Source organism: Methylobacterium sp. Leaf361 (genome assembly GCF_001424445.1).
Lineage (GTDB): Bacteria > Pseudomonadota > Alphaproteobacteria > Rhizobiales > Beijerinckiaceae > Methylobacterium.
Genome location: NZ_LMPY01000037.1, coordinates 1 through 20,038, shown reverse-complemented (window position 1 = coordinate 20,038; position 20,038 = coordinate 1). Strand labels below are relative to the sequence as shown.

The window sequence follows — 20,038 nt, the reverse complement described above, 5'->3', positions numbered from 1 at the left end:
GACCCCAGGCTACGCGTTGCGCCGGGCCGCGGACACCGCCTCGGCCAATGCCGGGAAGCCGCCGCGCAGATCGGCCGCCGTCATCCAGTAACCGGACCGCCCGAAGACCCGATTCAGTTTGGCCCTGCGGCGCGCCCCCTTCGTCCAGGACAGATGCGCGTCGGCCGTCGGGTCGATCTCCAGCACCAGCATGCGCTGCCGCTGGATTTGCATCGGGGTCACGCTGCGGATCGTCTCCCAGGGGATCCAGTCGGTCGACAGCCTGCGATCGTAGATCCCACGCGGCCCGACGGACACCACCGGTTTCGACTGGAACAGCTTGGGGAAGATCAGCACCGTGCAGAGGCCGAAGAACGCGACGCCGGCATAGGCCTCGAACTCGGCGAAGCTTCCGGGCGTCACGGCCGTGCGCCCGATTGTCGGGTGCGCATAGATCAGCCAGCCGGCGAAGGCCGCGAAACCGACGGAGGCCAGGAAGAGGCCGATGGTCCGCCACGGCGAGCGATGGATCTCGACGACATCCACGTAGGCGAACTCCGCAATGCGATGGGCTGACCTGCGCCAGGTCGCTCCTCGGGAGAGCGACTATCGCGCGCCCGAAGGCGATACCGTAGCCGATGTTGGGCGACTTCCTGCATGACGCGGTCCCAGAACGCCTCAGCGCGGGCGCGTTCGGGTTGATTCTCCACCTTGTTCAGGCAGGCCCGAATGAAGACGCATCCGCCGCGACGGCCTCAGCGCGGATCAGCGGGGCGGCATTCCTGGCCTGGATCTTCTCGACAATCGAGAGCAGGTGCGCGCGATCCACCGTCTTACGCGTGGCGCTGCCGGAGCGTCCGCTTCGGAGAACACGGCGGTGTACCCCGAATGGCCGGGTTGAGCGCGAAGCGAAACGGTCGGTCCTACGCGCCCCGACGATCCGGCGAGACGTAGTCTGGCCGTAAGCGGCCGATCCGCTTCAGAGCATGCCCGCTGTGGAATTGGACACTAGCGACAGGAGCGATGTCACGACCGCGTGCCGAAGTCGCAGCCCGTGTTTATTGGCTTTGATGACAGAGGTCTTTCAACCAAACGCGGCTTGCGGAGGGAGAGAATAGCCATTCCGCCGGTGGCAAGGACGAAAGCGACGAGACCCGTCGAGACGGCGAGACCGCCCGTCAGGCTCGTGAAAAATCCGAACGCGATTGGCGCCGCCAGGCTTCCGACCTGCCCCATGCTGCTGATGAAGGCGAGACTTCCCACGGCTTCGGCTTCGGTCAGGAAGCGCACCGGTATGGTCCAGAACAGGGCGGTCGCCGACAGATAGCCGATGGCGAGCAGGGCCAGGCAGGCGATGGCCGCCGCAACGTTCTGCGCGACGAGGGAGATGGCGAGGGCGGCCGTCGCGGCCAGGAAGGCGGATAGGGCGAAATGCCACCGCCGCTCGAGCCGCCGGTCCGAACTACGGCACAGCAGGAGCATGCCGACGGCACCCACGGAATAGGGGATCGCCGACAAGAGCCCGACGCTGAACACGTCGGCTACGCCCGATCGCTGGATAATCGTCGGCGCCCAGAAGTTCAGAACGGTCCCCGCCCAGGTGATGGAGAAATATCCGAAGGTCGCGATCCACAGCTTCGGATTTCGCAGGGCCGACAGGAAGGCCCTCGCTGGCGCGTGTCCCTGTTCGAAGGTCCCGGATGAGAGATCGGCCGCCACGATCGCCTTCTCCCGTGGCGTCAGCCAGGCGGCATCCGCGGGTCGGTCACTCAGCACAAAGAACGCGCCGACTCCGACGAGTACCGGCAGCGCCCCCTCTACGAGAAACAGCCATTGCCAGCCCTTGAAGCCGGCCGCGCCAGCGAGGTGCTGGATGATCCAACCGGAGGCTGGTCCGCCTACGATGCCCGACACCGCAATGGCGAGGACGAACAGCGACATCACCCGCCCGCGCAGGCGATGGGGGAACCAGAAGGTGAGGTAGAGGACGATGCCCGGAAAGAAGCCAGCTTCGGCCGCACCGAGTAGGATCCTGGCCAGGTAGAAGGTCGCCGGGCTCGTCACAAACGCCATCGAGCAGGACACGAGGCCCCACAGACACATGATACGTGTCAGCGTCTTCCGCGCGCCAATGCGGCCAAGGAGAAGATTGCTCGGCACCTCGAAGAGGATGTACCCGACGTAGAAGATGCCGACGCCGAAGCCGTAACTCGCGTCCGACAGGCCGATGTCACTCTGGAACGTCAACTTGGCGAAGCTGACGTTTACACGGTCGATGTAGTTCAGGACATAGCATAGGAAAATCATCGGGATCAGCCGGAGGCTGATCTTCCGATAGATCCTGGCTCGTTCGTTCTCAGACGCTTGCTCGATAGCAACGCGCGTCTTGGACGCATCGGCCATTCCAAATCCCCCATTGCGAGCTTGGCTTCCGCGGCGCGATCCTGTTCGAATAATTCGCGTCGTCCCGACCGAGCCAAATCTCGCTACGAAGCATAGCAGGCCATTTTGCAGTGTTGCGATGATATATTTTCGTCGTTTCAATCGATGCCATCGATCGATGATGCCGGCAGATCTGTCGCACGCCCTGCGAGGGTGTGCCGATCAATCGGCCATGAAGTCCGGAGACATCGACACAGTCCGTCCCGCTTCGGTCAAAATCACCGACCTCGGAATCGCCTGCTCGAAGGTCGCTCCAAGATCTGTCAGACGTTGAAGCAGCTCAGGCAACCGGACGAGGCATCCAGCCTCGATGTCATGAATGACCATGACACTCCAGTCCTGCTCCCGCACCTGGGCCATCGCGGTCTCGACCCAGCCGTCCGCGTCCTTCCAGTCACCGGGGACGCTGTTCCAGGTGATCGTCGTGTAGCGTTCGGCGAGGAGGTGATCGAGCGCCGCCCGACTCAACAGATGCCGGCCGATCAGTCCGTCGTTCCCGTAGGGGCGGAAGAGCTTCTCCGGTCGCGTCAGCGAACCGATCCTTTGCTGCGTCTCCTCGATCTCTCGGAGCGCATAGTCCCGGTCCGTCCGGTCCCCGAGTGCCACCGAATGCGTAAAGGTGTGATTTCCGATCCAATGCCCCGCTGTATGAGCAGCCCGCATGAGATCGGCTGCAGCGGGGTCGTCGAGCCTCTGCCCGATCACGAAGAAGGTGGTCTTGATTCCGGCCCGGTCTAGGATCCCCAGGATCTGATCCGTCACATGTGGTGTGGGGCCGTTGTCGAAGGTGAGGGTGACCTGCTTGGCTGCCATATCTGACTCCAATTCGGGCTCGTTCGCCGTAGCGGTCGTGGACACACTGGCGAGCTCCCGCGACGACATCCCCGCTACAACCGACGCGTCGAATGAGAAGTCTTATCGCAGGCTCGTCGGAGCGTGTGCAGGAAGGATGCGACGTGCGGAGGCAGGACCTCGTTCCGGCGCAATAGCACGCCAGGGCTCCGCATGGGCGTGGGAGTTTCGAGAGGAACCGACAAAAGCGTCCCATCCTCTGGGACGGCCTGTCTCGACAGGATCGCGACGATGTTCATACGCCGAACGAGGCCGAGGATGGGACCGATCGTGTTCATCTCTGCGACGAGGTGCGGGACGGCGCCGCATTGCCGGAAGCAGTCATCCAGCAGCCTGCGGGTGGTGAATTCCGGTGAGAGCAACACGACCGGCTGATGGTGGAGTTCCGCCATGCGGACCCATTTCCGGGCTGCCCACCGGTGTTCAGGCGAAAGCACGAGATCCAGAGGCTCGTCATAGAGGGGTTCGAAGGCGAGATCCTGCTGGTGGTCCGGCCTGTAGGAGATACCGAGATCGAGGGCACCGGCCAGGAGCCGCTCCTCGATCACGCTAGCGGCGAGTTCCTCCACGACGACGCGCATCGAAGGATTGCGGGTGAGGAACTCGGTCAGGCAGGCGGGGACGAGATTGACGTTAAAGGTGTGCGTCGCGGCGATCCTAAGCCAACCGGTCAGGACCTGATCCTGGGGGGACAGCGCCCGAAGGCCCTCGTCCAGTTCGCCGAGGGCCCGTAGGACACGGGGCAGCAGGTTCTGCCCGGCTTCAGTGAGGAACACGCGCTTGCCGACGCGGTCGAACAGGCGTTGCCCGACCTGATCCTCCAGTTGCCGGATCTGGTGAGACAGGGTCGATTGGGTGATGTGCGTCTGCCGCGCGGCCCGGGTGAAGCTCAGGTGCTCAGCCAGAGCCACGAAGTAACGCAGGTGACGGAGTTCCATCGGTCTGCCCGTTCGATCGACGGCATCGATCAATTGAATGCATCGATATCATTATATCGATGCAACCCGGCGCGCTATACGACGCTGACGCTGGGCTGACGGCTTCTACCTTCACGGTCCGCCACTCCGCGCAAACGCCCTGATTGGGAGCTCGAAGTGCCGAGGATTGGGAACGCGAGCCGGGCCAGCGTCGGACCAGATCACCAGGGATTGTTCGACCGCCTGGAAGCGCTGCGGGGAAAGCCGGTCGAGAACGTCTTTCTCGCCGTCGCCAACGCGCCTGCGCTGTGTGACGGGGTTCTCGCGATGGCGATGTCGCTGCGCCAGAGCACTCTGCTCGACCGGCAACTTCGCGAACTAGCCGTCCTGACGGTCGGGCTTGAGACGCGGGCTGACTACGAGGTCGCGCATCACTGGAACTCGGCGGTGAAGGCCGGGCTGTCCCAAGCCAAGCTGGAGCAGCTTGCGCAGTTCGAGACGGATGACCGGTTCACCGCTTCCGAACGCGCCGTCATGCGCTTCGCTCGCGACGTGACGCGGACCGGCCGTGTCGATGACGGCCTCTGGGCCGAATTGTGCGGGTTCCTGGACGAGCAGGAGCGACTAGAACTGGTCCTGACGACGGCTTGGTACAACTGCGTCGTTCGCATCCTCCTCCCCCTCAATATCGAACTTGAGGACTGGTTCTCACGTCTCTGAGGGCGAGCGCGAGAGAACTTGCGCCCGGCGTGCCTTCGAACCGGACGGAAGTTCCGGAACAGAATAGGGAGATCATGAAAATGGACGTGACGCCCGGAGGTGATCCGCCCGTGCTTGGCCGACCGCCGGCTAAGTCATTCGAGACGGATGATGTGGATAGCGCCGCACTCTATCGAAAATTGCAGTGGCGGCTGCTGCCGTTCCTCTTCGCATGCTACGTGGCTGCCTATCTCGACCGGGTGAATATCGGCTATGCGCAGTTGCACATGCGCGCGGAGCTGGGCTTCAACGACGCGGTTTACGGCCTCGCCGCCGGACTATTTTTCGTCAGTTACTTTCTGTGCGAAGTTCCGAGCAACTTCGTCCTTCAGCGCGTCGGCGCCCGGCGAACGCTGGCGCGCATCCTAATCCTGTGGGGGCTCGCCTCCTCGGCAACGATGTTCATCACCGGGCCCCATTCGTTCTACGCGCTGAGGCTGATCCTGGGAGCGTTCGAGGCGGGCCTCGCCCCCGGGGTGATGTACTATCTGACGCTCTGGTATCCGAACCGCCGCCGGGCGGAAATGACTGCAATTTTTCTGAGCGGCAGCATGCTCGCCGGTGTGATCGGTGCACCTGTCTCAGGCTTCATCCTCGAAGGCATGCAGGGCGTCCTCGGCCTCAGGGGCTGGCAGTGGATGTTCCTTCTGGAGGGCATGCCGGCCGTGCTTCTCGGGCTCGTCGCGCTCCGGATCCTCGTCGACAAGCCTCAAGATGCTCCCTGGCTGACATCATCCGAGAAGATGCTCCTTTTGGCAGAGATCAACCGGGACGCGAACTTGGCTGCCGGCGGCCATGCATTCGGTGCGGCGTTCCGCGACCCACGAATCTACGTCCTCGCGCTGGCGTACTTCACCCTCGTCTGCGGGCTCTATGCGATCACCTTCTGGATGCCCGTGATGATGCAGGCCGCCGGTGTCCAGGGAGCCGCCGAAATTGGCCTATGGTCCGTAATCCCCTATGCGATCGGCGGCATCGGCATGGTGTGGCTGTCCCGACGCTCTGACCGACGGCAAGAGCGGCGGTGGCACTACGCCGTCTGTGTCGGTGTCGGTGCCTGCGCGCTGATTGGGGCGTCCCTCGCCGGCGCGAACCTTCCAGTCGTCCTGGCACTGCTCTCCGTCGCGACCGCGACGCTCTTCGGCGCGATGCCGATCTTCTACGGCATCCCGATGGCCTATCTCCCCGAGCGTTCGGCCGCGGGCGGCTTGGCGCTGATCAACTGCCTTGGCCTCACGGGTGGCTTCGTGAGCCCCTTCCTGCTGGGCTGGATCCGGAACGCGACGGGGAGCCTGACGCCCGGCCTGTGGTTCATGACGGGCCTGATGCTGACGGGCATCGTGGTGCTACTCCTGGCGACACGCCGCCCGTTCACGCGAGTCACGCCCCACCCCGCCAACTCCGGGCTCAGTTTCGGGTCGGAGGCAGGCCGGTGAGCCTCGATAGCTTGGCCCACCGCTGGTATGCGTCGGAAGGGAGCCGATCGCCGCTCCTCCTGCTGCACGGCACCGGAGGTGACGAAGACGAGCTTGTGCCCTTTGCCCAGGCAGCGGCCCCCGGCGCGCCGATGCTGGCCGTCCGCGGAGCCGTATCGGAAGGTGGCAAGCTGCGCCACTTCGCTCGCCATCCGGACGGTCGTTTCGATTCATCCGAGGTCGTCCGCCGAGCCGATGAGCTGGCGGCCTTCGTCGCGGCCGCCCGCGACCGTTACGGTTTCGGGCCTCCGCTTGCCCTCGGCTTCTCGAACGGAGCCAACATCGCGGCCGCACTCATGCTTCTGCATCCTGCTCTTCTGACGGGCGCGATCCTGTTGCGCGCCGTTCCACCGCTGACTGGTACCGCGGCCGCTGCCCTTGTCGGGCAGCGCGCCGTCGTTGTCTCGGGCGAGACGGATACGATCGCGCCGCCGGCACTCGGGGCCGATCTGGCACTTTGCCTGACCGAGCTGGGCGCCGAAGCGACCCACCATGTCCTACCCTGCGGCCACGACCTGACACCGGCCGATGTGCCCCTCGCCCGCGACTGGCTCAGCTCTCTCGCCGAAGGGGCGCCCGCTGGACCGGCTTCCTCCCACTTGATTCGCCCTTGATCCGGAGATGATCGATGAAGCTCTGTCGTTACGGTGAGGTTGGGTCCGAGCGGCCTGCTCTGGTCGATGCTGCAGGCGTCCTCCGCGACCTCTCGTCGGTGTGCCGTGATCTTGGTCCGTCCGAACTCGCGCCCGACGGTCTCGCCAGGATCGCACAGACGGATCCGACGCGCCTGCCCCGGGTAGAAGGAAGCCCCCGCCTCGGCGTTCCCTTCACAGGCCTCTCGAAGTTCATCTGCATCGGGCTCAACTACTCGGACCACGCGGCCGAGGCCGGCATGGCCATCCCGAGCGAGCCAATCATCTTCCTCAAGGCTCCGAGCGCCGTCTGCGGGCCGAACGACGACACGATCCAGCCCCGCGACTCAACCAAGCTCGACTGGGAAGTGGAACTCGGCGTCGTGATCGGATCGACGGCGCAGTACGTCACCGAGGAGCACGCCCTCGATCATGTTGCCGGATACTGCGTCGTGAACGACGTCTCGGAGCGGGCCTTCCAGCTTCAGTCCAGCCAATGGGACAAGGGCAAGGGATGCGATACGTTCGGTCCAATTGGACCCTGGCTCGTGACAAAGGACGAGATCCACGATCCGCAGCAGCTCGACATGTGGCTCGACGTGAATGGAACCCGCCGTCAGACGGGCAATTCGCGCACGATGATCTTCGGCGTTCGCGAGATCATCGCCTATTGCACCCGATACATGACGCTCCTGCCCGGCGACATCATCGCGACGGGCACGCCGCCGGGCGTCGGCATGGGGATCAAGCCCAAGCCCGTCTGGTTGCAGCCGGGCGACACGGTCTCGCTAGCGATAGAGGGCCTTGGGCAGCAAAGCCAGCGCATCCGGCGGACCGATCACGGCTAGGGCGCCTGTCGGCCGGCTCAGGGTCGGGAGGGCGATCCGCCATCCAATCCGGGCTGAGCCGGCGGCCTGCTCGGATCATGCATTTTGCAGGATCGCGATCTTAGGCCCGTAGGTCCGCTTCAATGTGCGGCAGGTGCAGAACTTTGCAACGGCCTTGCACGTGCTGACCACGAACGCAGTGAAATGCGGAGCACTACGGGCTGTGTTGGCCAATTCGCCGTGACGCGGGAGGTAGTGGCCGAAGATGGCGTGGCATAGCAGCATGATCTAGGCCTCACACCTGAACGAACAAATGGCGCTCACCTCAAGCAGGCCAATGCCTGGCTTCCCTCGTGAGTATGCATGTGGCCGACGTTCGCTTTCATGCCTTGCTGGCCGAAATTCGATAGACAGAAAACCACTCATCGAAGACGTTCACAGAAGTGCTTCGTGATGGAAAATGCTGGCCGGAAGCGGAATGGAGATTTGCGGAAGTGCGGGACATATAGCAGACGTGGCGTTTCGGCCTCTCGCAGAACCGCGAACTGAAGATGTGCTTCTGTTGTCGGAGACAGCTCTGTCATTCATCATAGCGCCGTCAGGATTGTGCAGATCCTTAGCCTGGTTCGTCTTTCAAGACATACTCGACGAAAGCCGAGATGAGAGCGACCGTGTCCGCGAAAGCTTCGCGATGTGGTTCATGACCGACATCCGGCATCTCACGGACTGTGAGCAGGCTGGGTGGACACGATCTGCGGGCTGCAGCGATCTGGGCTTGCGTCCCGTAGGCGTCCTCGGTTCCCTGTATAAGTGTCACGGGGACGGTCAGGCGTGTCAGCGCAGCCTCGATCGTCCATCCGCGCCGGGCCGGATCCAGCCATGCGTCGTTCCAGCCACGGAAGGCCCCTTCGACATCGGTGTGCCAGCGGCCGAGGCGGGTCCTCAAGAGCCCCCGCTCGTAGGCGGCTCGGGTTCGCCGGATCGCGGACAGCGTGACCTCCTCCACGAAGAAATGCGGCGCGATCAGCACACCGCCCCGCAGGCGGGCATCGCCTTCCGCCAAGGCGAGAGCGGCGATCGAGGCGCCGTCGGAGTGGCCGATCATCACGCCGCTCCTGAAATCTGCGGCGTCGAGTAACCGCGGGAGGACTGTGCGGGCCTCGTGCTCGAGATAGTCGGCCGGGCGAGGCAAGGGCACCGGGCTCGACGCGCCATATCCCTGGCGGGAGACGGCCAGGACACCGCACTCTGTCGTTTGGGCGAGGGTCTCGGGCAGAGCGCCCCATTGCATCGCCGAACCGAGGCCTTCGTGGAGCAACACAAGCGTGGGGGCCACCTCCGGCTGTCGACCGACGAAATGATATTCCAGTCGACCATCGCCGAGATCGAAGAAGCCGGAGGATTGCAGACGAGCCATTTCATCGCTCCCACCGGGATTCGACCAGCACGTATCGTCCTTCCCTCGGAATAGGGAAGGACGGACTGGTCAGGGGCGTGCAGGCGGAGGACCAGCAGAACGCTCGCCCTGGGAGGTGGCTCCGCCTGCATGGGGGGCCGTCACGCCCGGTCGAGGTTGCCCTGCGTCTCCGGAGTGATAACGGCGCCAACGAGATAGACTAGCGTGACGCATGTCATCACGACCGTCAGCACCATCGGGATCTGCGTCGGCCCATCGGCGATGAGGGAGACGAACGTCGGCAGCATGCCGCCCAGCGCGAAGCCGATATTCCAGGTCAGGCCCGTCCCCGTGGCCCGTACCGCCGTCGGGAATTTTTCATTGAGGAAGATCAACAGCGGCGCGTAGCTGGCGTTGGCGATGAGCGAGAGAAGGAAGGCACAGGCCGCGACACCCATGAGGCTCGTCGTGTTCGCCATGGTCAGGAAGAGAACGGGAAAGGCGAACAGGCGGATGACTCCCATCAGCAAGAACGACCGCTTGCGCCCGATATGCTGGCTCAGTTCGCCCATGCCGCAGGCGCCGATCGCCGCCGCCACGTTGGCGCCGATCAGGATCATCGAGGCGGTGGCGTTCGGTACGCCGTTCACGAGCTTGAGGAGGGTCGGCAGGTAGCCGGACGTGAGGTAGTAGGCCGCGCCGCCGCCGAAGGAGATGAGCGTCGCGACCGCGAAGCTTCCCCGGTTGGACGGCGAGAACAGCGAGCGGATCGGCGAGGCCTTCGCCGGAGCACCCTCCCGGAGCGCGGCCTTGCGGGCCTGCAGTTCCTTGAAGATCGGGGATTCCTCGAGGTTGCGGAAGAGGATCAGGCCGATCACCGAGGTCAGTAGGCCCGAGAAGAACATCACCCGCCAGCCCCAGTCGGCGAAGGCCTCGCCCGGCGCCATGAGCGAGACGAGATAGAAGACCAGGGAGGCCAGGAGGCCGCCGATGGCCGAGCCCCCGCTGCCGACCGCCCCGGACATCAGCCCCCGCCACCGCTCCGGCACAGATTCCGTACCGATCGTGTGGGATGCCGCAACGACACCGCCGACGAAGACGCCCTGGACGAGGCGGAAGAATAGGAAGATCGCGGTGGCGAGCCATCCGATCTGGCCGACCGTCGGCAGGAGGCCGAAGACCGCCGTCGACAGGCCGACGCCGATTACCGCCACCATGAGGGCGCGGCGGCGGCCGAAGCGGTCCGCATAGGAGCCGAACAGGGCGGAGCCGAGGGGCCGGATCAGCAGCGTGACCGCGAAGGAGGCATAGGCTCCGGCCAGCGACAGCATCGGCTTGTCCGCCGGGAAGAACAAGGTGCCGACGACCGGCGCCACGTAGAGCAGAATGAACAGGTCGAAGAGATCGAGCCCCCAGCCGAACAGCGAGGCCATGGCGGCCGTCGCCGTCTGCCGGCCGGTGGGCCTGGCGAGGGCGGGGGGATCGGATGCGAAGGTGGCGGCGGTCTGCATGGGGTTCCTCCGGGGGATGCGGTCGTTGCCGCGGTGGGGCCGGTTCGGGCTCTGGGTCTGGATGGGAGCCATTCGGGCGCGCGCCGTCGTTTCCCGCCTGGGCGGGATCGAAGCGATGCGGTGAAGGTCACGGGATGGGGGGAGCCGCTATGCAGCCCCCCGGCGCGGCCGGGCTATGAGCCGGTGAAGCGCGGCGCGCGCTTGGCGTGGAACGCTTCGACGCCCTCGCGGAAGTCATCGGCCTGCCGCAGGCGGCTGTAGCAATGCCCTTCGAGCTCGATGGCGATGGAGAGGCTCGCATCCTCGGTGTCGTTGAGGAGCTTCTTGGCGGTGCGCTGGGCGATGGGGGAGAAGGCGCGCAATTCGTCGACCAGCGCGTCGGTGGCCTTCTCCAGGTCCGCGTCGGCCACGCATTCGGTGGCGATGCCCCAGTCGAGGGCCTGCCGTCCGGGGATGCGCTTGGAGCGCATCACGATGTCCTTGGTCCGGGTGATGCCAACGATCTTCTGGAGACGGGCCGAGCCGCCGGAGCCGGGAATCTGCCCGAGCTTCTGCTCGGGCAGGGCGTAACGGCAGGTCTCGGAGACGATGCGGAAGTCGCAGGCCAGCGAGATCTCGAAGCCGACGCCGAACGTATAGCCCCGGTTGGCGGCGATGACGGGCTTCGAGCAGCGGGCCGGCGCCGCCATGTTCCAGGCGAGCTTCGAGACGTGCTCGGGCGAGGCGTCGAGGAAGCCCTTGATGTAGCCCCCCGACGAGAAGTGTTCGCCCTCCGCCCGCAGGACGATGACCCGCACGCGGGGATCCTCGTCCAGCGCCTCGAACACCTTACGGATCTCGTCGCGCTGGGGCATCGCAATGACGTTCATGGGCGGCCGCGCCAGGATCACGTCGGCGCGCTCGCGCTCCGAGTCGATCTCGACGCGGAACCCGTCGAGGTTCGTCAGGCGCGGGTCGATGGTGTGGGTGTCGCTCGTCATGGGTTTGGTCTCTCGCTTGTGATTCGGAGTGGGGGCGGGACCGTCAGGCAGCCTCGTGACCTTCGGCATGGGGCTCGGCCCCGCCTTCCAGGACGTACTCGCCGGCCACGAGTTGGCGGCGCAGCAGCTTGCCGACCGGCGATTTCGGGATCTCGTCCACGAAGACGTAGCGGCGCGGCAGCTTGTGACTCGGCAGGCCGCCGGCCCGGCAATGGGCGTCGAGCGCCGCCGCGTCGGTGCTGCCGCTCCGCTTGATGAAGGCCGCGACGATCCGGCCCCAGCGCTCGTCGGGCAGGCCGACGACGGCGACTTCGGAGACCGCCGGATGCAGGGACAGGCGGCTCTCGATCTCGACGGGCGAGACGTTCTCGCCTCCGGTGATGATCATGTCGTCCACCCGCCCGGTGACGTAGAGGTCGCCGTCGGCGTCGGCGAAGCCGGTGTCGCCGGTGAAGTACCAGCCGTCGCGGAAGGCCTTGGCGTCGGCCTCGGGGCGATGCCAGTAGCCCTCGAAGGCTTCGTCGCCCTTGGCGATGACGGCGATCTCGCCCTCCTCGCCCGGCGCGGCGGTCCGGCTAGGATCGCCCCCCAGGGACACGACACGTACCATGGTGTTGAGGCCCGCCCGCCCGGCCGAGCCGGGCTTAACCGCCGCCTCGTGGTTGATCGTGAAGGTGTAGACCTCCGACGAGCCGTAATGATTGACGAAGAGGTCCGGCCGGAACGCCTCGGTCAGGCGGGCGAGCAGGCCGTCCGTCATCGGTGCCCCGGCGAAGCCGAGCTTGCGCACGGAGGTCGTGTTGGTCGCCTGGAAATCCCGGTGGTGCACGAGGTCGTGGTAGAGGGTCGGCACGAGGTAGAGGTTGGTGATCCGCTCGGCCGCGATCAGCCGCAGCGCCCCCGCCACATCGAACCGGGGAAGGCAGACGAAGGTCCCGCCGATCAGCGACATGGCGAGGAGCGAGCGCACCCCCATCGTGTGGTAGAGTGGCATCACGCCGAGCGTGCGCTCGCCGCGCCCGTAGAGGTTTTGCGCTACATGGGCCACGGCCGCCGCGCGCTCCGCCCGGTGTCGCCGTGGGACCCCCTTGGGCTTGGCGGTGGTGCCGGAGGTGTAGAGCATCAGCGAGATGGCCTCCGCGTCGGCCCGGGGCGTCGCCGACGGCCCCTCGGTGGCGGCGAGGTCGGCGAAGGCCGTCTCGCCGGGGCCGGGTGGCGTGCCGACGGCGATGCGCGGGATCAGCTGCGATGCCGCGCTCTCACGCAGGCTCGCGGCCGAGACCGGTTCGTAGGCGATGGCGCGGGCTTCCGCGTTCTCGATCGCGAAATCGATCTCCTCGGCCTTGGCCCGCCAGTTGATTGGCGTGATCACGACTCCCGAGAACTGGCAGGCCCAGTGCAGGGTCGCCGCCTCGTGCCGGTTCTGAAGGACCGTGACGAGGTGGTCGCCGGGCTTCAGCCCGAGCCGGTCGAGCCCGGCCACGGTCGCGGAAATGACCCCGAACCACTCCGCGTAGGTCAGCCGGGTCTCCCCGTCGACCAGGGCCAGGGCCCAGGGATCGCGGGAGACGCTCGCGAGGAAGCTGGTGCCGAGATCAAGCATGGGCGGCCTCTGGGGATGACGGGGCCGGGATGTCGCCCCTGAGTTCCGCAGCCGCCTCCAGGGCGGCCTCGATGATCGGCGCGTAGCCGGTACAGCGGCAGAGATGGCCCCCGATCACTTCCGTGATCTCTCGTCGTGACGGGTTCGGCCGGAGCGCGAGATAGGCGTCGAGTGACATCAGGATGCCGGCGGTGCAGAAGCCGCATTGCAGGGCGTGCCGCCGCCGGAAGGCCACCTGCAGCACCCCGAGGCGGCCAGGCTCCGGGGCCAGACCCTCGACGGTCCGCACGGCACAGCCCTCGACCCCCACCGCGAGGGTCAGGCAGGCCCGGGCGGGCACCCCGTCGATGGACACCGTACAGGCGCCGCAGACGCCGTGCTCGCAGCCGACATGCGTGCCCGTGGCCCCAAGCCCGTGGCGCAGGGCGTCGGTCAGCAGGGTGCGGGTCTCGACTTCGACCGCGGTCTCGCGCCCGTTGAGGGTGAAGGCGACCGTGTGACGGTCCTGCGCGTCTAGCTGTGGCATGGCACGGCCTCCTGATGGGTGTCGCCGCGGGCGACCTTGGCGGCTTGTTCCAGCACCCGGCGGCCGAGGCTGCGCACGAGGTCGCGGCGGTAGCGGGCGGTGGCGTGGAGGTCGTCCCCCGCGCCGAGGTCCCAGGCGAAGGCGTTGAGGGCATCGTCGAGCGCCGAGCCGTCGAGTTGGGGGAAGTCGCGGGCTGTGGGCCGGTCGGCGACGCCGCCGACAGCGAGCCGCATCCGGGTGCCGTCCACCACGGCGGCGCAGGCGACGATCGCGTAGTCGCCATGTCGCCGCCCGATCTCAGCGAAGGCCGTGCCGGTGCCCTCCCGCCGCAGCGGATAGGCGATGGCCTCGATCATCTCGTCGTCGGCCCGGTCAGTGACCATCATGCCAGCGAAGAAGGTCTCCGCCGCGACGCGCCGGACCTTTCGCCGGTTGCGCAGATGCACCTCGCCCTGGAGCGCCACGAGGCAGAGGGGAATCTCTGCGCTCGGGTCGGCATGGGCGACGGAGCCACACAGTGTCCCCCGTGCCCGGGTCTGGATGTGCCCGACCCACGGCAGGGCGGCGGCCAGCAGCGGCAAGTCCCGGGCGAGCCCCGGCCGGTCGAGCAGGATCGCCTGCCGCACGCCCGCCGGGATAACGAGGGCCCCCTTGTCGAGGCGAGGCTCCTTGAGAGCGGGGATGCGCATCACGTCGACGAGCACGGCGGGCTTCGTCAGCCGCATGTTGAGCATCGGCATCAGGGACTGGCCGCCCGCGATGATCCGGGCCTCGGGGCCGTGCTGGCGCAGGGCTTCGAGGGCGTCGTCCACGGACGTGGCGCGCAGATAGGCGAAGGGCGCGGGTTTCATGCGGACACCCCCAGACGCGCGAGGAGCCATCGCAGGGCGGCTGGTAGGCGGAGCCCGCGCTTGCCGGACCCGCCGGCTCGCCGGGCGAGGGCCGTGAAGAACCCGCCGATGATCACCCGCGCGGCCCCGTCGAGGAGGCGTCCGCCCACCGCCGCGACCTTGCCGCCCACCGCCGCCTCGTAGACGTAGGCGATCCGCGTGCCCCCCGAGCCGTCGGGCTCCAGGGTCAAACGGCCGGTGCCGCCGCCGCTGCCGAGGCCGCCCGTCACCGTGCCGGTGAGCGTCACCGCCCGGGGCTCATCGAGATCGGAGAGGATCACCTCGGCCTTGTAGCGACCCTTCACCGGACCGACGCCGAGGGTGACGTCGGCCTGGAACCTTGTGTCGGAGAGCTTCCGCACCCCATGCGAACCGGGAATGACGGAGGCGAGCACGTCCGGGTCGAGGAGCATCGCCCAGACCGTCTCCGGCGGGGCAGTGACGGTGGCCGCGCCGTCGCCGCGCAGGGTCCGGTCGCCCGCCTTCGCGGCGGCCTTCGCGGCTCGACCGGCCGGCGGCGCCGGCTCGTCGCCCCCTGCCGCGAGGGCGGCGAGCTTGGCAGGCGTCAGGGGCAGGTCGATGGCCTCGAGGTCGAGGGCGTCGGCCACCGCGTTGGCGAGGCAGACCGGCGTCGACATGCAGTTTCCCTCACCGACCCCCTTCGCGCCGAGCGGCGTGAAGGGAGACGGGCTCTCGACGTGCAGGATGCGCAGGTCCGGCACCTCGGTCGCGGTGGGCAGGAGGTAATCGGCGAAGGTGCCGGACAGGAAGGCGCCGTCGTCGCCGTAGGCGAGTTCCTCGTAGACTGCCGCGCCGAGCGCCTGCGCGAAGCCGCCGCGCACCTGGCCTTCGACCATGCCCGGGTGCAGTACGCGCCCGCAATCGTGCATCGAGACGTAGCGGTCGATGGCGATTTTCCCCGTGACCCGGTCGATCTCCAGGCCGCAGATGTCGAAGATGAAGCCGTGGCAGAGGGAGGAATTGATATGGTCCTCCGCGTCCGGAGCGGTCAGCTCCGGGGGCGTCCAGAACACCGTCTCGCGGATCACCGCGCCGAGATCCTCGGGCACGAGGCCCGGCGACCAGTGGCTCGTGGCGGCCACCCGCGCGAAGGGCAGGCCTGCATCCGGGTTCAATCGCGAGGCGATGCGCCCACCCGCGAAGAGCAGGTCCTCGGGACGTAGGTTCAGCTGCGCCGCCGCGATCCGCGCGAGCCTGTCGCGCAGGCGGGTGGCGGCGAGGTGCGCGACCCCCGCCACGGCGGCGGCGAAGCGGCTCGCATAGTTGCCGGAGGCAATGGACCATGCGTCCTTGGCGGTGTCGAGGTCGGCCGTGACCCGGACCTGCTCCATCGGGAGGCCGAGGACGTCGGCCACCACCTGGGCCAGCACTGTCCGGTGCCCTTGGCCCTGCGGCACCGAAGCGACCTGCACCGTCACCGAGCCGACCGGATCGAGGGTGATGGTGGCGGTCGATTGCGCGCCGTTCTTCGGCCCGGCCTTGGTGCGCTCCTCCGCCGTCAGGACGGTGGTGATGTAGCCCATGTTGGAGACGCTGGGCTCGACCGCCGCCGTCAGGCCGATCCCATAGAGGCGGCCCTCGGCGCGGGCGGCGTCCCGTCGCCGCTTCAACTCGACGAGCCCGCCATCCCGGGCGGCTTCGTCGAGGGCGCGCTGGTAATTGCCGGAATCGTAGAGAGCGCCTGTCGCGGTGCGGTAGGGAAAGGCGTCGGCCGGGATTAGGTTTGCCCGGATCACCGCGAAGGGATCGAGGCCCAGCGTCACGCCGATGCGCTGCATCAGCCGTTCGAGCGGATAGTAGACCTGCGGCCCGCCAAAGCCGCGCACGAGGCCGGTCGGGGTCTTGTTGGTGAGCACCACCCGGTTGCGTACGGCGACGTTGCGGATGGCGTAGGCGCCGGTGAGGTTGCCGTGCATCCGGTAGAGCGTGGCGGGTTCGGGCGCCCGCAGGTAGGCGCCGCAATCCTCGACCTGATCCCAATCGAGAGCGGTGACGCGCCCGTCCGCCTCGAAGGCGGCCCGGAGGGTCGTGACCCGGTTCGTGGCGGAGACGGAGGCCGAGAGGTGCTCCAGCCGGTCCTCGATCCACTTCACCGGCCGTCCCACGAGGCGGGCCGTGGCGGCGATCAGGACCGCGTAGGGGGCGACGCCCTGTTTCACCCCAAAGCTGCCGCCGGAATCCGGGGGCGTGCGCAGGCGCAGGCGGTTGCCCGGCACCTTGAGCGCCCGGGCAACGACCGCGTGAATGCTGAACGGCCCCTGGAAGTTCGCGAGCACGTCGTAGGAGTCGTCGGTGGGGTCGTAGGAAGCGACGACGCCGTAGGTCTCCATCGGCGAGCCGGTGTTGCGCGGGTAGCGCACGGTCACGGACAGGCTGTGCGGGCTATCTGCGAAGGCGACCTCGGGGTCACCGTAGCGGAAACGCCGGTCGCTCACGAGATTCGCGCCGACACCCTCGTGCAGGATCTCGCTGTCGGGGGAGAGGGCCGCCAGCGGGTCGACCACCGCCGGGCGGACCCGGTACTGAACCTCGATCAGGTCGCAGCCGTCCTCCGCGAGGTAGCGGTCGCGGGCGACGACGATAGCCACCGGCTCGCCGACATAGCGCACCCGGTCCACCGCGATGGCGCGGGCATCGACGGCCGCCCGCAGGGCGGGGACGAGACCGGTGGTGACGGCATCAAGGTCGCGGCCCGTGATCACGGCGGTGACGCCGGGCAGCGCCTTGGCCGCCTGGACGTCAATGGCGAGGATGTCCGCATGGGCGTGGGGCGAGCGCAGGATCGACGCGTGCAGCGTGCCGGGCCGCGTGCCGAGATCGTCGATGTAGCGGCCGAGCCCGGAGAGCAGGGCGGCGTCCTCAACGCGCTCTACGGACCGTCCGACATAGCTCGTTGACACGATGCCCAAGCCGCTTCCTCCACCGGACCTCTCGATGGGGTCCTTGTCGCGGGCAGAGTGACGGATCCGGGCGGGCGCCACGATGCCGAGGCATCTCGCGACTTACCCAAACGTCTCATTTTCGACGTGGCGGAGGGCCTTTGGCTTCACACGGCGGGTTGGCCGCTTCGCCGGACAATGCTGCGGAATACGCTTGGGGGCACGCTGACATGATCCCGGAAGAAGCGCGAGAAATGGGCAGGCGCGGCGAAGCCGAGGCGCGTGCCGATCGCCGCCAAGGATTCCTCGCTGCCCACGATCGACTCGACGGCCTGCTCGATGCGGATCGCGTTGAGGAAGACGTGGGGCGGAGCTCCGGTGGATTGCTCGAACAGGCGATAGAATTGCGCTCGGGAAAGGCCCGCCTCACGGGCCAGGGCCTCGATCCCCAACGTGGCACCGGGCTCGGCGCGCACTCGCGCGATAGTCCGCCGGATGCGCCAATCGCTGGCGTTGCGCCTGGCGGCGGCGCGGAGCGACTCGGCCTCCTCACGCCACGCGGTGAACCGCTCGATTACCGCGATCATCAGGCCCGACAGCAACTGATCCTGAATGTGCGAGGAGTGCGGCGCGTAGACCATCTCCGCAGCGAGGTCGTGCGCGAAGCGGCGGATCGTCGGGGTCACGCCGCCCAAGGGCTTTCCAAAGAAGCCAGGCGCCCCGCTCGCCGCCCAATTGCGCCGGAAGGCCCCCAGCCAGTCCGGCTCGATATAGAGGGCCAGGATCATCGCCTTGGCGCGGCGCGGATCATGGAGATAAGCGTGCGTTTCCCAGGCATTGACGAGCACGGCCTGTTCGTCGGTCAGCGCAACGACACGGTCCCCGACGAGGAACTCGGTGTCGTCCCCTTCGACCTTCAGAAGAACGTGGCAGTGCGGATGCGCGTGCCGAACAAGGCTCCGGTCCATGTCGAGGAGCGCCACGCGACCAAAGGTGCCATGAGCAATCTCGAGAGCCTCAGACATGCCTGCAAGTAGCATGATTCCGACGGCACAACCAGTTTCTGGCCGGCCGGCTGATCGCATAAAATACGCCGTGTCATCGCTCCGACGATCTTACGGGATAGCTGATTTCCGTTCCGAGCCTACCCATCAGTGCTATGGCACCATCGACTTTCAGGACATGCAATGTTCTCCGGCGCCAGTATCGATCGCTTCATTGCGGCAAACGACAGTTCCAGTTGATGCCGACACTGTCTGCTTGCCGCGAGGCAGGCAGCGCGCTCCAGCGGCGGGTATGGGCGCCAAGCCGAATGTCTGGTTTTACCCGCGATTGCGATCCAGCGTGTCGTAGTCTGGCCGATAATGGAACGGCTGCTTTGGAAATGGGGGGCAGAGAAAGCAGATGGGGTGGATGGCTCCCGCTCCGACTGACGGCATCTCGGTGCAGCCACGCTCATGCAGGAGCCATCCCCATGGAGATCACCACCGTCGGCATCGATSTGGCCAARAGCATCTTTCAGGTTCACGCCGTCGATGCAGCTGGGCACGTCGTCGTTCGGAAGGCGCTGCGGCGGGCGCAGGTCACGCCGTTCTTCGCCAAGCTGCCGCGRTGCCTGRTCGGCATGGAGGCGTGCGGCACRGCGCAYCACTGGGCCCGGGAACTCATRAAGCTCGGCCATGACGTGCGGCTGATGCCGCCGGCTTACGTGAAGCCGTACGTCAAGCGCGGCAAGACCGATGCGAACGACGCCGCTGCCATCTGTGAGGCGGTGACGCGCCCGAGCATGCGCTTCGTGCCGGTGAAGGCGACCGAGCAGCAGGCGGCGCTGGCGCTGCACCGGACGCGCGACCTGCTGGTCAAGCAACGCACGCAGCTGGTGAACATGATCCGCGGCCTGCTCGCCGAGTTTCGCTCGAACTGGCGGCCCGGCTCTCGGCCGGAGACGCGGCCGAGGTGCCGCCGTTAGCCCAGCGCGTGGTGACCGRGCTGGCCGATCAGATCGGTGCCTTGCAGATCCAACTCACCCGRCTGGAGAAGGAGTTGCTGGCCTGGCAYCGGGACAGCGACCTGTCGCAGCGGCTTGCGACGATCCCGGGTGTCGGCATCGTCTCGGCAACCGCGTTGGCCGCCTCGGTGAGCGAGCCCGAACGCTTCCGCTCCGGTCGGCAGTTCGCGGCCTCGTTGGGCCTGACACCGCTGCAGAACTGCAGTGGCGGCAAGGAGCGCCTGGGCCGGATCTCGCGCATGGGCGACCGCTACCTGCGCCGGCTGCTCGTAGTCGGCATGACCTCTCTGATCCGGCGYGCGAAGACGACACCGACGAGCTTGTGGAGCTCCGGCATGCCG

16 protein-coding genes and 1 pseudogene are annotated in these 20,038 nt (G+C 67.0%); 5 read left to right on the top strand and 12 right to left on the bottom strand.

Annotated features, from left to right (window positions below; translation table 11 throughout):
• Positions 1 to 9 precede the first annotated feature (9 nt).
• The 4 genes from ASG32_RS22900 to ASG32_RS22885 all read right to left on the bottom strand — a co-directional run bounded on the left by ASG32_RS22900 (position 10) and on the right by ASG32_RS22885 (position 4,244).
• Complete coding sequence (locus tag ASG32_RS22900) at positions 10 to 525, bottom strand: STM3941 family protein (protein ID WP_020096260.1); 516 nt, start codon at positions 523 to 525, stop codon at positions 10 to 12.
• A 480-nt stretch (positions 526 to 1,005) separates the two neighbouring features.
• Positions 1,006 to 2,382, bottom strand: a complete 1,377-nt coding sequence (locus ASG32_RS22895; protein ID WP_056531145.1) for an MFS transporter — start codon at positions 2,380 to 2,382, stop codon at positions 1,006 to 1,008.
• Positions 2,383 to 2,583: 201 nt separating this feature from the next.
• Positions 2,584 to 3,234: a polysaccharide deacetylase family protein gene (locus ASG32_RS22890; RefSeq protein ID WP_029359437.1), complete on the bottom strand. Its 651-nt coding sequence runs from the start codon at positions 3,232 to 3,234 to the stop codon at positions 2,584 to 2,586.
• A 74-nt stretch (positions 3,235 to 3,308) separates the two neighbouring features.
• Positions 3,309 to 4,244, bottom strand: coding sequence for a LysR substrate-binding domain-containing protein (locus tag ASG32_RS22885; RefSeq protein ID WP_128083379.1), 936 nt, complete (start codon positions 4,242 to 4,244; stop codon positions 3,309 to 3,311).
• Positions 4,245 to 4,421: 177 nt separating this feature from the next.
• On the opposite strand from ASG32_RS22885, the gene ASG32_RS22880 reads away from it, so the two are divergent.
• The 4 genes from ASG32_RS22880 to ASG32_RS22865 all read left to right on the top strand — a co-directional run bounded on the left by ASG32_RS22880 (position 4,422) and on the right by ASG32_RS22865 (position 7,904).
• The gene (locus ASG32_RS22880; RefSeq protein WP_020096256.1) at positions 4,422 to 4,910 is read left to right on the top strand and encodes a carboxymuconolactone decarboxylase family protein; all 489 of its coding nucleotides are present in this window, start codon (positions 4,422 to 4,424) and stop codon (positions 4,908 to 4,910) included.
• An 80-nt stretch (positions 4,911 to 4,990) separates the two neighbouring features.
• Entirely contained in the window at positions 4,991 to 6,385 is a 1,395-nt protein-coding gene (locus ASG32_RS22875) for an MFS transporter (protein ID WP_244492141.1), read from the top strand.
• The gene (locus ASG32_RS22870; protein ID WP_056531139.1) at positions 6,382 to 7,038 is read left to right on the top strand and encodes a hypothetical protein; all 657 of its coding nucleotides are present in this window, start codon (positions 6,382 to 6,384) and stop codon (positions 7,036 to 7,038) included. Before ASG32_RS22875 ends, ASG32_RS22870 begins: the two co-directional genes overlap by 4 nt.
• Before the next feature lie 14 nt (positions 7,039 to 7,052).
• The gene (locus ASG32_RS22865; protein WP_056531136.1) at positions 7,053 to 7,904 is read left to right on the top strand and encodes a fumarylacetoacetate hydrolase family protein; all 852 of its coding nucleotides are present in this window, start codon (positions 7,053 to 7,055) and stop codon (positions 7,902 to 7,904) included.
• A gap of 595 nt (positions 7,905 to 8,499) precedes the next feature.
• Here ASG32_RS22865 and ASG32_RS22860 read toward each other — a convergent pair.
• The 8 genes from ASG32_RS22860 to ASG32_RS22825 form a co-directional block, all read right to left on the bottom strand.
• Positions 8,500 to 9,300: an alpha/beta hydrolase gene (locus ASG32_RS22860; protein WP_056531133.1), complete on the bottom strand. Its 801-nt coding sequence runs from the start codon at positions 9,298 to 9,300 to the stop codon at positions 8,500 to 8,502.
• 140 nt (positions 9,301 to 9,440) lie between these two features.
• A complete protein-coding gene (locus ASG32_RS22855) occupies positions 9,441 to 10,790 on the bottom strand; it encodes an MFS transporter (RefSeq protein WP_056531130.1) in 1,350 nt (449 codons plus the stop codon).
• 173 nt (positions 10,791 to 10,963) lie between these two features.
• The gene (locus ASG32_RS22850) at positions 10,964 to 11,770 is read right to left on the bottom strand and encodes an enoyl-CoA hydratase-related protein (RefSeq protein WP_020096249.1); all 807 of its coding nucleotides are present in this window, start codon (positions 11,768 to 11,770) and stop codon (positions 10,964 to 10,966) included.
• A gap of 43 nt (positions 11,771 to 11,813) precedes the next feature.
• Complete coding sequence (locus ASG32_RS22845; protein WP_056531127.1) at positions 11,814 to 13,373, bottom strand: AMP-binding protein; 1,560 nt, start codon at positions 13,371 to 13,373, stop codon at positions 11,814 to 11,816.
• Positions 13,366 to 13,899: a (2Fe-2S)-binding protein gene (locus ASG32_RS22840; protein WP_042669571.1), complete on the bottom strand. Its 534-nt coding sequence runs from the start codon at positions 13,897 to 13,899 to the stop codon at positions 13,366 to 13,368. The genes ASG32_RS22845 and ASG32_RS22840 overlap by 8 nt, the downstream gene beginning before the upstream one ends.
• The gene (locus ASG32_RS22835; RefSeq protein ID WP_056531124.1) at positions 13,887 to 14,750 is read right to left on the bottom strand and encodes an FAD binding domain-containing protein; all 864 of its coding nucleotides are present in this window, start codon (positions 14,748 to 14,750) and stop codon (positions 13,887 to 13,889) included. Before ASG32_RS22835 ends, ASG32_RS22840 begins: the two co-directional genes overlap by 13 nt.
• Positions 14,747 to 17,719, bottom strand: a complete 2,973-nt coding sequence (locus tag ASG32_RS22830; protein ID WP_056531121.1) for a molybdopterin cofactor-binding domain-containing protein — start codon at positions 17,717 to 17,719, stop codon at positions 14,747 to 14,749. Before ASG32_RS22830 ends, ASG32_RS22835 begins: the two co-directional genes overlap by 4 nt.
• A 137-nt stretch (positions 17,720 to 17,856) precedes the next feature.
• Positions 17,857 to 18,714 carry an AraC family transcriptional regulator gene (locus ASG32_RS22825; RefSeq protein ID WP_020096244.1) on the bottom strand — a complete coding sequence of 286 codons (858 nt, stop codon included), beginning with the start codon at positions 18,712 to 18,714 and terminating at the stop codon, positions 17,857 to 17,859.
• A gap of 449 nt (positions 18,715 to 19,163) precedes the next feature.
• Between ASG32_RS22825 and ASG32_RS22820 the strand changes: the two are divergent.
• Positions 19,164 to 20,038 (top strand): annotated as a pseudogene (locus ASG32_RS22820) (IS110 family transposase); the annotation flags it as partial.